This window comes from Williamsia sp. Y721 (assembly GCF_059683565.1).
In genome coordinates, this window is record NZ_JCASNH010000001.1 from 204,419 (window position 1) to 217,897 (window position 13,479).

Here is a 13,479-nt window from a genome sequence, read left to right on the forward strand (position 1 = left end):
GCCATGTCACAGAGAACCGAACGCCCCGCTTGGGCGAAGAAGATTGCGGCCACCGTGCTGGTGATGTCGCTGATACTGGCCTGCGCGTTGGCATCCCTGCAGTTCCTCGGCTCGTTCGCGTCGACGGTGCCGGTGACGCTGACCGCCGACCGGGCCGGACTCGTGATGAGCCCGGATGCGAAGGTCCGGTTGCGTGGTGTGGTGGTCGGCCGCGTCGGTGCGATCACGGAGTCGGAGGACGGTGTCAAACTCGTCCTCGACATGAATCCGGACCAGCTCCAATACATCCCGGCCAACGTCCGGGCCGACATCAAATCCAACACGGTGTTCGGCGCCAAGTCGGTCAACCTCGAGATCCCGGAGGATCCCAGCGAGGAGACACTGCACGGCGGTTCGGCCATCGAGACCGATCGTGTTGTGGTCGAACTGAACACGATCTACGAGCGGCTGGTCGGTGTGCTGGCGGCGGTCCAGCCCGAGAAGCTCAACGCCACCATCAGCGCGATCGACACCGCACTGTCCGGTCGAGGTGATCAGATCGGTCAGGGGTTCGCCGACCTGTCCGAACTGCTGGGCAAGGTCAACCCGCACCTGGACGAACTCAGCCGCGACATCGAGGCCACGGCCGAGTTCACCAACGTCTATGCCGACGTGATGCCCGACCTGCTCAAGATCGTCGACAACTTCACGGCCACGGGTAATACGTTGGTGGACAACTCATCCGACCTCGATGCGCTACTGGTGAACGTGACCGGGATGGCCGACACCATCAACGGTGTCATCGCGCCGTCCAAGGCGAACATCATCTCGACGCTGGCGAACCTGAACCCGACCGCGACACTGCTCGGATACCAGGCCCCGGGGCTGGCCTGCTTCATCACGGCCACCGCCAGTGCCGGCCAGAAAGCGCTACCGGTGTTCGGCGTCGACGACGCGCGAGTGCATCTGAACGCGGGCTTGCTGCCGGGTAAGGAACCGTACCGCTACCCGGAGGACCTGCCGAGGGTCAACATGGACGGGCCGCCAACCTGTGAATACGGGCTCAGCGATCCGAGTAGTCGCGAGCACGCCGGGTTCTACGTCGGGGACAACGCCGCGGTCCCCTATCAGCCGAGAACCACACCCAAGCTGGATGCGTCCAAATTGTTCGACGTGATGTTCGGGCCGGCGCCACGTGGATGAGGAACAACCGATGACCAGTCAGCCAGGGGAGGTGTGAGATGGCAGTTTCCAGAGAGCGTGCGTTTCGCGCCACCGTCATCAAGCTCGGTGCTTTCGCAGTGGTGATGGTGCTGATCTTCGTGGGCCTGGTGGTTGTGTTCAGCCAGTACCGCGGTGGTTCGAGCTACGCCTACAAGGCGACGTTCACCAGTGCCTCCCAACTGAAGTCGGGTAGCAAGGTTCGGATCGCCGGTGTCGAGGTCGGCAAGGTCGGCTCGGTGGGCCTGAATCCCGATAACAAGGCGGTTGTCGAGTTCGACGTCAACGAGAAGTATCGGCTGCCCACCTCTGTGCAGGCGCTGATCCGCTACGAAAACCTCACCGGCGACCGCTTTCTCGAGTTGCAGGAAGGTACCGGTGAACCGGGTGCACTGTTGAAGGACAACGGTTCGATCCCGATCACACAGACCGAACCGGCGCTGGATCTCGACAACCTCCTCGGTGGCTTCAAGCCGCTGTTCCGGACGCTCGACCCGAAGGAGATCAACGAGCTGTCCACGTCCCTGGTCAAGGTGTTCCAGGGTCAGGGTCCGGCGCTGGGTGAACTACTCAGCAACACAGCAACTTTCACCGATTCACTTGCCGACCGCGATCAGCTGATCGGGCAGGTCATCGACAACCTCAACACCACACTTGGCACCATCGAGGCCGACGACGAGGGATTGGACACGTCGCTGGATCAGCTGCAGAAGCTGATCTCGGGTCTCGACTCACAGCGCAACGTGATCGGTGAGGCCATCACCAACACCTCCGAGGTGACCAACGACCTGAACGATGTGCTGGCCGAGAACCAGTCCGATCTGACGTCGCTGATCACCGCCACCGGGCAGGTCTCCGAAGAAGTGCTCAAGAGTGACGATTACGTCCGGGGTCTGCTCGGTCGTCTGCCGTCCGATTTCAAGGCCCTGTCCAACCTCGGTAGTTACGGTGCCTGGCTGCAGATCTGGCTCTGCCAGATCAACATCATGTTCACCGGCCCGGACGGGCAGGAGATCGTCTGGAAGTCGACAGACGCGACCGGACCGAACACCAACCCCGGAGGGAGGTGTAACCCGCTGTGATGTCCGCATTGTTCAAAGGTGAGCGAACCGCGACCGACCAGGCCGACGAGGCCCGGCGCCGTAAGCGTGGCGAACCCGACCGCGCCCGTGTGGGTTTCATCGGTGTGGTGATCGCCGTGTTGGTGGTGATCGTGGCCCTGCAGATGGACAAGCTCCCGTTCCTGTCGAACGGCAGCGTCTACACCGCACTCTTCGACGATGCCGGTGGTCTGTCCACCGGTGACGTCGTGATCGTCTCCGGGGTGAATGTCGGTACCGTCCAGGGGATCTCGCTGGCCGACACCGACAACGGAACCAAGGCGAAGATCACGTTCAACATGGCCGACACCGTCCGTCTCGGAGGTGCCAGCACGGCCATCATCAAGACCGAGACCGTGCTCGGCCGACGCAATCTGACCCTGGTGTCCGAGGGCACCGGAAAGCTGATGCCGGGGGATACCGTCGAGCGGACCGTGGCGCCGTATTCACTGATCGATGCCCTTGAAGGTGCCACCGACACGATCGCCGAAACCGATACCGAGCAGCTCAACGCTGCACTGAACACGTTGTCGGACACCTTCTCCGACACTCCGGAGTCGGTGCAGTCGGCTGTCGACGGGGTGGCGCGGTTGTCCAAGGCGATTGCCGATCGTGACGAGTCGCTGTCGCAACTGTTGGACCGGGCAGGCAGCGTCACCGATGTGGTGGCGAAGCGCAGCGGCCAGATCAACAGCCTGCTCGTCGACGCGAACTCCCTGCTCGGCGAGGTCCAGGCCCGCCGATATGCGCTGGAGCAGTTGATCACCGGGACCGAGAACGTCACCGCGCAGATCAGTTTGTTCATCGACAACAACAATGCGCAGCTCACGCCGGTCCTCAATCAGCTGAACGGCGTGCTCGCGATCCTGATCGACAACCAGGAGAATCTCGCGCTGACGCTGGACGAGCTCGGGCCCTACGCAAATGTGGTGGGAGAAGCGGTGTCCAGTGGCCCGTACTTCTCCTCACTGGTGGGTCTGACCACGTTCGGTGACCTCACCGCCACGTTCATGAGGGTGTTCCAGCAGAAGTACCCGGAGGCCTTCGAGACATTCACCAAGTACGCGTTCAAGATTCCGCCGGACATCACCACCCGCCCGGACATGGCGAACTCGCCCGACTCAAACAAACCGGCCCCGGCGCCTTCGTATCCGACCGGACCGGCGGGGGGATGACAATGGGACGCTTGAGCAAACGGTTCTGGCAGGTCACCGCAGTCGTCGTGGCCGTCATGGTGGCGGTCGTGGCGGTGTACTACGGCCTCCAGAAGGCGAATTACAAGACCTATACGGCGTACTTCTCGACCGTGAATGCGCTGTACGAGGGTGACTCGGTGAAGATCCTGGGCGTCGACGTGGGCTCGGTCGGGTCGATCACCCCGCGGGACAACGATGTTCAGGTCGAACTGAAGGTCGACCGCAACCGGAAACTGCCCGAAGACGTCGAGGCGATCGTGGTCGCGCAGTCCCTCGTCTCCGGCCGGTTTGTCCAGTTGACCCCGGTGTATGAGGGCGGTCCGACGCTCGGTGGCGGTGGGGACATCCCGATGGAGCGCACCGCGGTTCCGGTGGAGTGGGATGAGATCAAGGCGGAGCTGAGCAGGTTGACCGAGGCGGTCGGTCCGCAGGGCGCCGACCCCGGTTCGGTTGCCCGCGCGGTCGACGTCTTCGATCAGAACCTCGACGGCAACGGCACGGCCATCCGCCAGGCCATCCAGCAACTTTCGGATGTCACCGGCACGCTGGCCGGTGGCAGCGACGATCTCTTCAAGTCGATTCGCAATCTCCAGACGCTGACGGAGGCGCTGTCGCAGAGCCATGATCAGTTGGTGCAGTTCAACGGCCGTATCGCGTCGGTGAGCCAGGTTCTGGCCGACAACACCGACAACCTGAACGGTGCGCTGACCAACCTCAACACCGCGCTGACCGACATCCAGACGTTCATCGACACCAATGGGGCGACCCTCAGTGAGTCGGTCCGTGATCTCTCCGAGGCCACCAATGTGCTGGCGCAGAAAGACGAAGAGATCCGCGGGCTACTGCATTCCGGCCCGACCCAGCTGTCGAACTTCTACAACATCTACAACCCGCTCCAGGGGTCGTTGTCGGGCATCTTCGGACTGGGTATGGGCGGCAACCTGATCAACCTTCTGTGTGGCTCGATGGCGGGTACGGCCCGTCCCGGCCAGGAGGACCTGGTCGAACAGTGTGTCGATGTCCTGGGTCCGATCTTCGGGACGATCGGGATGAACTATCCGCCGTTCCTGTCCAATCCGGTGTCGGGTATCAACGCCACACCCGATCAGATCTCGTACCAGAACGCGAGTGTGAAAGCGCGGGCGCAGCAGGGTATTCGCGATCAGGACGCCGCGACCCGCTCTCAGTACAAGAACCCCGGCTTGGCGCAGCTGCTGGTGCCGTTCGGTGGTGAGGGATGATGCGCGCAGTGTTGAGACGAAAGGTGGTCGCCCGCAACATCGTCGGGGCGACCGTGATCAGTACGGCGCTGATGGCGTCGGGCTGTGGGTTCGAGGGACTCAACTCGTTGCCGATTCCCGGTGCGGATGGCACCGGTCGCGGCTCGTACGAGCTGACGACCATAATTCCCAACGCCGCCAACCTGGTTCAGAACGCACCCGTCATGATCAACGACGCCACTGTCGGCAGTGTCGGAAAGATCTCGGTGAACGACTGGCAGGCGCAGGTGACGCTGCGGCTCAACAAGGGGACCTCGATTCCGGTGGGTTCCCATGTGATGGTCGGGATGACCAGCGTTCTCGGTTCGTTGCACCTGCAGATCGTGCAGCCGGAGGACGCGGATTCGGGCACTCTGCAAGCGGGCGATGAGATCCCGGCCGCCGATTGCCCCGAGGCGGAGAACATTCCGGAGCCGGAGAACCAGCAACCGATTCCCGACATCAATTCGGCACAACAGGTGGCCGCCTGCACCTATCCGACCACCGAGCAGGTGCTCAGTTCGCTGTCGGTGGTGCTCAACGGCGGTGGTCTGGCGCAGGTCGGTGACATCGTCACCGAACTCAACAACTCGATGGCCGGCCGCGAAGATGTGCTGCGGGAACTGATTCCGCGCCTGAACACGCTGGTGGAAGAGCTGAACGATCAGCGGGTCAACATCATTCGCGCGATGGAGGGTCTGGACCGCATGACCTCGCGCATCAACGAGCAGACACCGGTGGTGGAGAAGGCATTGGCCGACGGACCGAAGATCCTCTCCCTGCTCCAGGATCAGCGAGTGCAGTTCACCGATGCGCTGGGTTCACTGAGCACGCTGAGCCGCACCACCGATGACATCTTGAACGCGAGTTCGGAAGACATCACGGTGCTGGTCAGCAACCTGGTGCCGGTACTGGACCAACTACAGTCCACCGGCCCGGCCCTGACCCAGTCGCTCGGCATCTTGCTGACCTTCCCGTTTGCCGAGGAGGTCATCCCGCAGGTGGTCCGAGGCGACTATCTCAACGGCGAGATCAACCTCGACCTCACCTTCGGGCGGTTGGAGCGAGGCGCGCTGGCCAGTCTCGGTGGGCAGAGTCAGCTCTATGGTCCCGAGGGTCTACTCGGCTCGCCGGCCGGCGCCGCGTCCCGCAGCAGCGATCCGTTCACCGGTCCGCTGACCGCCGAGATGCCGGTCGACAACAATCAGCCCTCGCCGATGCCGAACGGGGAGGCAGGCTCATGAGCATCACACCGTTCGTACGAATGCAGTTGATCATCTTCACCATCATCACGGTCGTGTCGATGCTCGCCGTTGCGGTTTTCTACATCCGAGTGCCCTCGATGGTCGGGATCGGGGAGTACACGGTCAAGGTGGACTTGCCCAGTACCGGTGGGCTCTATCAGAACGGCAACGTCAGCTTCCGCGGTGTCGATGTCGGCAAGGTCCAGACGGTGGCATTGACCGAGACCGGCGTTCTGGCAACGTTGTCGATCAACAGTGACACCAAGATCCCGAACAATTCGATCGCCGCGGTACGCAGTGTCTCGGCGGTCGGTGAGCAGTACCTCCAGTTCACGCCCGATCCCGACACACCGTCCACCGGCAATCTGCAGGACGGCTCGGTGGTCGAGAACGGGACGGTTCCGGTGGAGGTCGGGACGCTGCTCGATCAGGCCGATGCCCTTCTCGAGCAGATCCAGGACACGAAGTTGCGCCGGTTGATGGACGAGGCGTTCAACGCGTTCAACGGCACCGGAGAAGACCTGCAGCGTCTCTTCGACTCGATGACCCTGCTGGTGGGTGATGCCAACGAGAACTCGGAGGCGATCGTCAAGCTGATCGACCAAGCAGCCCCGTTGCTGGAGACGCAGACCACCACGGTGGATGACATCCGCGCGTGGACGGCAAATCTGGTGCAGGTCACCGATCAACTCCGGGCGAACGACCCGCAGATCCAGGGGATCCTGGATCAGGGTCCGAGTGTTGCGCAGCAGAGTCAAGAGCTGTTCGCCTCGATGAATCAGTCACTGCCGTTGCTGTTCTCGAATCTCAACACAACGGCTCGGACCCTGGCGATCTACCATCCCAGCCTGCAGCAGATCGTGGTGATCTATCCGCGCTTGATGGCGGCGTTGATCACCGCGCTCAACAGCGAGGACTACCGCAACGGCGCCAACGTCGACTTTGCGCTGGGATTCCAGGATCCCGGCACCTGCACGGTCGGCTTCATGCCGATGACCCCGGAACGCGATGCGTCGGCCCAGACCCCGCGTGATCTTCCGCCCGGGATGTTGTGCCGCGTCCCGCAGGATTCCAACGTCGCGGTCCGCGGAACCCGCAACTTCCCGTGTGTGGAGATACCCGGCCGCCGCGCGTCGACGCCGGCCGAATGCCGAACCGGCTACACGCCGATCGGCGAGAACGTGCCCTTCCCGAACGGGCTACCGGGTGTTGATCTGCCACAAGGCTTTTTGACCAACGGCGCACCCGGCGCGGACGACGGCAGCCCCGCCGTCTATGCCACCAGCTACGACCCCGTCAGTGGTGACTACATCGGCCCGGACGGCAAGACGTACAACGCCGGAACCGCGGTACCGTCTGGCACATCTGGTACAGGTGGTAGCGGGGAACAGCAGAAAGACAACAGTCAATGGCAGAGCCTGATCACGGGGACCGTCCAGTGACGGCCCGAACACCAACTGAACAAACACCAACCGAACAGGAAGCGGCACGCCAGAGACCCGCTCCTCAGAAGCCGCAGCGACGTCGGGCCAGCAGGCCCGCCGGTCCGCCGCAGGATGCGTCCGAGTCGTCGGTGCGCAGCAGTTCACCGAGTGGCAAGGTTCGCAAGACGACCGGTCTTCCGGTGAAGTCGTCGCCGCTGAGCCGTAAGCCGAAGTCGAAGTCGAGCGATGCGTCGGCCGCGAAGCCATCGGTGGACCTGAACAAGCCCAAAGCCGAGATCGTCGAGTCCGACACCGCCCCGACCGGAACCGAAACCGATTCGGGCGCGGTGCAGTCTTTCGGGTCGACGTCGGTCTCGGCAGGGGAGTCATACCGCAATCGGCGTGCCGGACGCCGCAAGTCGGATCTGCGCGCGGGCCGGGTTCGTCCGGGCCGATCCGGTGACAGGCCCTCGGTCGACAAAGGTCGCTCACCACGCAGCCGCGGGAATCTGCGTGGACTGGGAATCGTGCTGGCGGCCGTTGTGTCTATCGGGCTGATCGCGGGCATGGTCGTCGCGTCGACCGTGTTCATCACGGGGGCCGACGAGATTGACGAGCGCAACGAATTGTGCGCCGAGTATTCGGCTTTCGCCCGCCAGATGATCACCAACCTGACAACGCTGAACCCCGAGAACATCGACGGCGCCATCAAGACTTTTCAGGACAGCACCAGTGGCAAGGCCATGGAGCAGACCAGCCAGTCGATGGAGCAGACCGTCAACATGATCAAGTCCGAGAACGTCTCGACGAAGGGCACCGTCATCTCACAGGCAGCCACGGTTTGTGAACCAAATGCCGGATCGGTGATCCTGGTGTCGAGCTGGGAGATGAACCAGCCCAACGTTCCTGAGCAGCAGACCGTGTTGCAGACATTCCGATGGAAGCTCGACATGACCCGTATCAACGGACAACTAAAGCTGACCAACTTCGAGTGGGTGACGTAGATGTCCCGCAAATTCTGGTGGTGGGCCGTCTCGGTGCTCACCGTCGTGATCCTGGTAGCCGGGGTGGTCATCACAACGATCGCCGGGTTGAACTACCGCGACGCCACGGCGACCGAGGATGCCCGTGGTGAAGCGCTGGACGCCGGAACCCATACGGCAACAGTGATGTTCGGATACGACCCGGGCAATGTCGCGCAGCAGGTGGAGCAGGCAAAAACGCTGGTCACCGGTGCGGCTGCACAGGAATATGACCAGATCATCACCGACTCGAATCTTGTTGTCGCAGTGAAGGATCAGCAGGTCAAATCCGAGGTGACGATCCAGGAGGCCGGGGTTGTCACCAATACCCGCGACACCGCGCTGATCCTGATCTTCATGAATCAGTCGGTGACCAAGGGCGGCAAAGATGTGGTGGCGATCAACCCCAGTCGGCTGCAGTATTCGATGGAGCGGTCCGGCGGCAAGTGGCTGGTCACCAACATCGACATCATCACCGACGATTCGGTGAAGGCCCAGCTCGCGACCGAGGCCGACAAGGCGGGTGCCTCGACGGTCCCGGCCCCCGCGCCAACGGAATCGTCTGCCCCTGCCCCGGCACCCACCCCCTGACGCAAACGCTCCGGTAATACGAAGACGATCCACAAATATGTGGATCGTCTTCGTATAGGTGGATCGTTTGCGGGAAAGGCCTAGGCGGTGGGGTCGTAGCCCATCGGCAGGATGACGGACTTGTGCTCGACGTAGGACTCGAGACCCTCGGGTCCGTTCTCGCGGCCGATGCCGGAGTTCTTGTAGCCACCGAAGGGTGACCCGGGATCGATGGCGTACCAGTTCACGCCGTAGGTCCCGGTCCGGATCTGGGCCGCGACCTCGAGTCCGCGTTCGACGTCGGCCGTCCACACCGTCCCGGCGAGGCCGTATTCGGAATCGTTGGCGATGGCGATGGCCTCGTCCTCGGTCTCGTAGTCGATGACCGAGATCACCGGGCCGAAGATCTCTTCACGGGCGATGGTCATGTCGTTGGTGACGCCGGTGAAGATGGTGGGGCTCAGGAAGTAACCCGACTCCAGACCCTCCGGTCGGGTGCTCTCGAGGACGGCGGTGGCCCCCGCGTCCTTACCCTGCTGGATGTAGCCCTCGACCTTGGTGCGCTGCTTCTCGGTGATCAGCGGTCCGAGTTGGGCCTCCGGGTCGTCGGGCAGACCCGGCTTGAGGAGTTTGGCGGCCTCGACCATGGCGGCGACGATCTCGTCGCGCTTGGCGCTCGGGACCAGGACGCGGGTCTGGGCGACGCAGGCCTGCCCGGTGTTCATCAGCCCGGTGAATGTGAGCATGCCTGCGATCTCGGCCGGGTTGGCGTCGGCGAGCACGATGGCCGCGGACTTTCCGCCGAGTTCGAGCGAGCAGCGTTTGAGTTGCTCACCGCAGGCGGCGGCGATCGCCCGGCCTGCCGCGGTGGAACCAGTGAAGGTGATCTTGTCGACGTCCGGGTGGGCGACAAGCGCCTTTCCGGTTTCCGGTCCGCCGGGGACCACGGACAGCACCCCTTCGGGCAATCCGGCCTCGGTGAACAGTTCGGCGATGTAGTTGGCCGAAAGCGGGGTTTCGGGTGCGGGCTTGAGGACCACGGAACATCCGGCGGACAGGGCCGGGCCGAGCTTGTTGCAGATCAGGAACAGTGGCACATTCCATGCGGTGATCGCACCGACCACACCCACGGGTTCACGGGTGATCTGCGACTTGCCGAACAATCCGTCGCGATACTCGAGCCAGTTGTAATTGATTGCGGCCTTGGCATATTCGCGGAGCACACCGGTCGCGGGCAGCTGCTGCAGAGTGCTCACCGCCATCGGTGGCGCGCCCATCTCCGAGGCGACGAGTTCGGCGATCTCCGCGCCGCGCTCATCGATCAGATCGGCGACCCTGGCAACGACCGCTGCCCGATCCTGCGGGGAGGTGTTGCGCCAGACGCCCGATTCGAATGCGGCCCGCGCGGCATTCACCGCGGTGTCGACGTCGGTGGCGTCGGCCAGCGGCGTACTGCCCACGCGCTGCCCGGTGGCCGGCGAGAAGACCTCGAGAATGTCAGCAGAGTGGGCAGGGGTCCAGCGTCCGCCGATCAGCAGTTCGCTGTAGTCGCGCGAAGTGGTTGGTGCCGCGTTGGCGGTGTCCGTCATTGGTCCTCCAGTTGGTGGTTGCCTCTGGGGACCAATGGTAGAACACGTTCCAGTTTTGCGGCAGGAGTCTGGTGCGCTCAGCTGGTGGGGCGGGCGTCGATGACAACCTCGAACTCGAGGAGGCTCGCGCCGGAGGCAACCGGATTCTTGTTCTCGCCTGCGTGGGCCGCACGGGCCGGGCCGGCCGCCCAGGCCGCGAAGTCTTCTTCGGTCTCCCACTGGGTGACCACGAAATAGCGGTCCTCGCCCTTCACCGGACGCAGCAGCTGGAATCCGAGAAAGCCCTTGGAGCCGTCGACGGTATGGGCGCGCTGGGCGAACCGCTTCTCCAGTTCGGGGCCGGCGCCCTCGGGGACAGAAATCGCGTTGATCTTCACAATTGCCATGTCGCTCACCCTACTGCCGTCGATTGCGGCAGTGAACCCCGTGAACGCACAGCAGGCCGTCGGGCGAACGGCGGTGACGGATATCCCTGACGGAGCGGTCATCGCAGCTACTGTTCTACCTCGTGAGCGCTGACATCGGATTCATCGACTACGGCGGAAGGCCGGACGGAGCGCCCATAGTCCTGCTGCACGGACTCATGGGCCGGGGGAGGACCTGGCGGCGCCAGATCCCGTGGTTGCGCGGCTATGGCCGGGTCTTCACCTACGACGCCGCCTGTCACCGTGGTGCCGACGAAGCGCTGCCTGCCGGTCCCGAGGAACTGTGCACGGAACGCTTTGTGGCGGATCTGGCCGAGATCCTCACCTGGATCGACATGGGTCCCGCGGTTCTGATCGGCCATTCGATGGGCGGGCTACATGCGTGGTGCACGGCGGCGGAGTACCCGGAATTGGTGTCGGCGTTGGTGATCGAGGACATGGCGCCCGACTTCCGTGGCCGTACCACCGCCGGCTGGGAGCCGTGGTTCTCGTCCTGGCCGCAGCGTTTCGATTCACTTGAGCAGGCGCAGAAGATGTTCGGTGAGGTCGCCGGCCGGTACTTCTACGAGGCATTCGACGACGGTGCCCTACACGGCCGTCTGGAGGTATGGGCCGAGATAGCCGAGGAGTGGGGTCGGCGGGACTTCTGGCAACAGTGGCAGGCCGTCGAGGTCCCGGCCCTGTTGATCGAGGCACAGAACAGTGTGACTCCCGATGGTCAGATGGCGAAGATGGCTGCTGCGGCGGCCAATTCGATCCTGTTGCAGGTTGCCGGCTCCGACCACCTTGTCCACGACTCCGCGCCCGACGAGTACCGGGGCGCGGTGGAAGCCTTCCTTTGTGGTCTGCAGAGCACCGTGATCGGTCGCCGTCCGGGAGTTCAGGTCCCTTCGCCGGCCAGGGCGTAACGACCGTCGGAGGTGATCTCGGCCAGGCCGTCGACCAGGAGTGAATCGAGGGCGCGGTCGCGTTGAGCGGTATCGGTGGTCCACACGATGTCGAGTGCGGCCCGAGGTACCGGAATGGTGCTGTCGCGCAACACGTCCAACAACAGTCCGCGAACCTGTCGGTCCGTGCCCGTAAACTTCTGCACCTTGCGCACCGGGCCGGTGTGGGCGGGCGATCCGGTCGCCACCCAGAGGCAGTCTGTCAGTGGGCAACTCTGGCACCTCGGATTCTTGGCGACGCACACCAACGCACCCAGTTCCATCAAGGCAGCCGAAAACCTGGGTGCCCGGCCGTCATCGGGCAAAAGTGCCTGCGCATCGATCAGATCTGATCGTGCCGGGTTGCCCGGTTCGGCACGTCCGTGCACCGCTCGCGCGATGACTCTGCGGACATTGGTGTCGACCACCGGCACCGACTGCCCGTATGCGAAGCACGCAATCGCCCGCGCCGTGTAGTCGCCGATGCCGGGCAGAGTCAGCAGGACGTCGACGTCCGCGGGAACGATGTCCCCGTGTTCGGCGGCCAGCACGGCCGAGCAGGCGTGCAGTCGCATCGCGCGTCGTGGGTAGCCGAGCTTGCCCCAGGCCCGCACCACCTCACCCACCGGGGTCGCCGCCATGGCAGAGGGCACCGGCCACCGCGCCACCCACTGTTCCCAGATCGGAGCCACCCTCGACACCGGGGTCTGTTGCAGCATGATTTCGCTGATCAGGATGTGCCAGGCGCTCACGTCCGGCGCCCGCCAGGGCAGGTCTCGTTCGGCCCGGTCGAACCAGGAAAGGAGCTTGCCCGGCGAAACAGAACCGGACAAGGGCAGAATGTCAGTCATGTCCCCAACTACTCCGGCTCAAGCATGGAAGAACCTGCGCGAAGGCAACGAACGTTTTGTGGCAGGCAAGTCGAATCATCCCAGTCAGGGTATCGAGGATCGTGCGCGTCTGGCGGCAGGGCAGCACCCGCAGGCAGTCCTGTTCGGATGCGCTGATTCGCGGGTCGCTGCAGAGATCATCTTCGATCAGGGCCTCGGCTCGATGTTCGTCGTCCGGACCGCCGGGCACGTCATCGACTCAGCGGTCCTCGGTTCGATCGAATACGCCGTCGAGGTACTCGATGTGCCCCTGATCGCGATCCTCGGACACGACAGCTGTGGTGCGGTCAAGGCCACCCTCGACGCGCTCGATGACCTGCAGATCCCGGGCGGATTCATTCGGGACGTGGTGGAACGGGTGACCCCGAGCATCCTGGCCGGTCGCAGTGAAGGGCTCACCCGCGTCGATGAATTCGAGGCGCGTCACGTCAAGGAGACCGGGCGTCTGCTGATGCAGCGCAGCCGGATCATCTCCGAAAAGGTCGAGAGCGGACGGGTCGGTATCGTCGGCCTCACCTACGAGCTCGCCGAAGGTGCGGTCAGCGTACGGGGAACACTCGGCGAACTCGGCGACGATCCGGCCATGCCAAGCCTGGCTTCCTGAGCGGCGGATCGCGGTCAACTGAGACCTCCC

The 13,479-nt window shown here is 63.7% G+C and carries 13 protein-coding genes; 10 read left to right on the forward strand and 3 right to left on the reverse strand.

Features of this window, described 5'->3' with window-relative positions; all coding sequences use genetic code 11:
• Positions 1-3 precede the first annotated feature (3 nt).
• The 8 genes from AC56PL_RS00945 to AC56PL_RS00980 all read left to right on the forward strand — a co-directional run bounded on the left by AC56PL_RS00945 (position 4) and on the right by AC56PL_RS00980 (position 9,036).
• Positions 4-1,182 carry an MCE family protein gene (locus AC56PL_RS00945; RefSeq protein WP_497152760.1) on the forward strand — a complete coding sequence of 393 codons (1,179 nt, stop codon included), beginning with the start codon at positions 4-6 and terminating at the stop codon, positions 1,180-1,182.
• Positions 1,183-1,220: 38 nt separating this feature from the next.
• Entirely contained in the window at positions 1,221-2,282 is a 1,062-nt protein-coding gene (locus AC56PL_RS00950; RefSeq protein ID WP_497152761.1) for an MCE family protein, read from the forward strand.
• Positions 2,282-3,475 (forward strand): MCE family protein, encoded by a 1,194-nt coding sequence (locus AC56PL_RS00955; protein WP_497152762.1) that lies wholly within the window; start codon positions 2,282-2,284, stop codon positions 3,473-3,475. The genes AC56PL_RS00950 and AC56PL_RS00955 overlap by 1 nt, the downstream gene beginning before the upstream one ends.
• Before the next feature lie 2 nt (positions 3,476-3,477).
• Positions 3,478-4,737 (forward strand): MCE family protein, encoded by a 1,260-nt coding sequence (locus AC56PL_RS00960; RefSeq protein WP_497152763.1) that lies wholly within the window; start codon positions 3,478-3,480, stop codon positions 4,735-4,737.
• Complete coding sequence (locus tag AC56PL_RS00965; protein WP_497152764.1) at positions 4,737-5,999, forward strand: MlaD family protein; 1,263 nt, start codon at positions 4,737-4,739, stop codon at positions 5,997-5,999. Before AC56PL_RS00960 ends, AC56PL_RS00965 begins: the two co-directional genes overlap by 1 nt.
• Entirely contained in the window at positions 5,996-7,441 is a 1,446-nt protein-coding gene (locus tag AC56PL_RS00970; protein ID WP_495514571.1) for an MCE family protein, read from the forward strand. The genes AC56PL_RS00965 and AC56PL_RS00970 overlap by 4 nt, the downstream gene beginning before the upstream one ends.
• 131 nt (positions 7,442-7,572) lie before the next feature.
• A complete protein-coding gene (locus AC56PL_RS00975; RefSeq protein WP_497152765.1) occupies positions 7,573-8,427 on the forward strand; it encodes an Rv1363c family protein in 855 nt (284 codons plus the stop codon).
• Positions 8,428-9,036: a hypothetical protein gene (locus AC56PL_RS00980; protein ID WP_495514573.1), complete on the forward strand. Its 609-nt coding sequence runs from the start codon at positions 8,428-8,430 to the stop codon at positions 9,034-9,036.
• A gap of 80 nt (positions 9,037-9,116) precedes the next feature.
• Here AC56PL_RS00980 and AC56PL_RS00985 read toward each other — a convergent pair whose 3' ends face one another.
• Entirely contained in the window at positions 9,117-10,604 is a 1,488-nt protein-coding gene (locus AC56PL_RS00985) for an aldehyde dehydrogenase family protein (protein WP_495514574.1), read from the reverse strand.
• A 77-nt stretch (positions 10,605-10,681) separates the two neighbouring features.
• Entirely contained in the window at positions 10,682-10,990 is a 309-nt protein-coding gene (locus tag AC56PL_RS00990; RefSeq protein WP_495514575.1) for an antibiotic biosynthesis monooxygenase, read from the reverse strand.
• A 122-nt stretch (positions 10,991-11,112) separates the two neighbouring features.
• On the opposite strand from AC56PL_RS00990, the gene AC56PL_RS00995 reads away from it, so the two are divergent.
• The gene (locus AC56PL_RS00995) at positions 11,113-11,937 is read left to right on the forward strand and encodes an alpha/beta fold hydrolase (protein ID WP_497152766.1); all 825 of its coding nucleotides are present in this window, start codon (positions 11,113-11,115) and stop codon (positions 11,935-11,937) included.
• Here AC56PL_RS00995 and AC56PL_RS01000 read toward each other — a convergent pair.
• Entirely contained in the window at positions 11,910-12,806 is an 897-nt protein-coding gene (locus AC56PL_RS01000) for an HhH-GPD family protein (RefSeq protein WP_497152767.1), read from the reverse strand. The two genes, AC56PL_RS00995 and AC56PL_RS01000, sit on opposite strands and share 28 nt — an antisense overlap.
• On the opposite strand from AC56PL_RS01000, the gene AC56PL_RS01005 reads away from it, so the two are divergent.
• Positions 12,805-13,449 (forward strand): carbonic anhydrase, encoded by a 645-nt coding sequence (locus AC56PL_RS01005; RefSeq protein WP_495514578.1) that lies wholly within the window; start codon positions 12,805-12,807, stop codon positions 13,447-13,449. The genes AC56PL_RS01000 and AC56PL_RS01005 overlap by 2 nt on opposite strands.
• The last annotated feature ends 30 nt before the right edge of the window (positions 13,450-13,479 follow it).

Excerpts from the sequence above, each read along its gene's own strand:
- AC56PL_RS00945 (WP_497152760.1), top strand. The coding sequence starts at position 4 with ATGTCACAGAGAACCGAACGCCCCGCTTGGGCGAAGAAGATTGCGGCC.
- AC56PL_RS00950 (WP_497152761.1), top strand. The coding sequence starts at position 1,221 with ATGGCAGTTTCCAGAGAGCGTGCGTTTCGCGCCACCGTCATCAAGCTC.
- AC56PL_RS00955 (WP_497152762.1), top strand. The coding sequence starts at position 2,282 with ATGTCCGCATTGTTCAAAGGTGAGCGAACCGCGACCGACCAGGCCGAC.
- AC56PL_RS00960 (WP_497152763.1), top strand. The coding sequence starts at position 3,478 with ATGGGACGCTTGAGCAAACGGTTCTGGCAGGTCACCGCAGTCGTCGTG.
- AC56PL_RS00965 (WP_497152764.1), top strand. The coding sequence starts at position 4,737 with ATGCGCGCAGTGTTGAGACGAAAGGTGGTCGCCCGCAACATCGTCGGG.
- AC56PL_RS00970 (WP_495514571.1), top strand. The coding sequence starts at position 5,996 with ATGAGCATCACACCGTTCGTACGAATGCAGTTGATCATCTTCACCATC.
- AC56PL_RS00980 (WP_495514573.1), top strand. The coding sequence starts at position 8,428 with ATGTCCCGCAAATTCTGGTGGTGGGCCGTCTCGGTGCTCACCGTCGTG.
- AC56PL_RS00985 (WP_495514574.1), bottom strand. The coding sequence starts at position 10,604 with ATGACGGACACCGCCAACGCGGCACCAACCACTTCGCGCGACTACAGC.
- AC56PL_RS00990 (WP_495514575.1), bottom strand. The coding sequence starts at position 10,990 with ATGGCAATTGTGAAGATCAACGCGATTTCTGTCCCCGAGGGCGCCGGC.
- AC56PL_RS01005 (WP_495514578.1), top strand. The coding sequence starts at position 12,805 with ATGTCCCCAACTACTCCGGCTCAAGCATGGAAGAACCTGCGCGAAGGC.
- AC56PL_RS01000 (WP_497152767.1), bottom strand. The coding sequence starts at position 12,806 with ATGACTGACATTCTGCCCTTGTCCGGTTCTGTTTCGCCGGGCAAGCTC.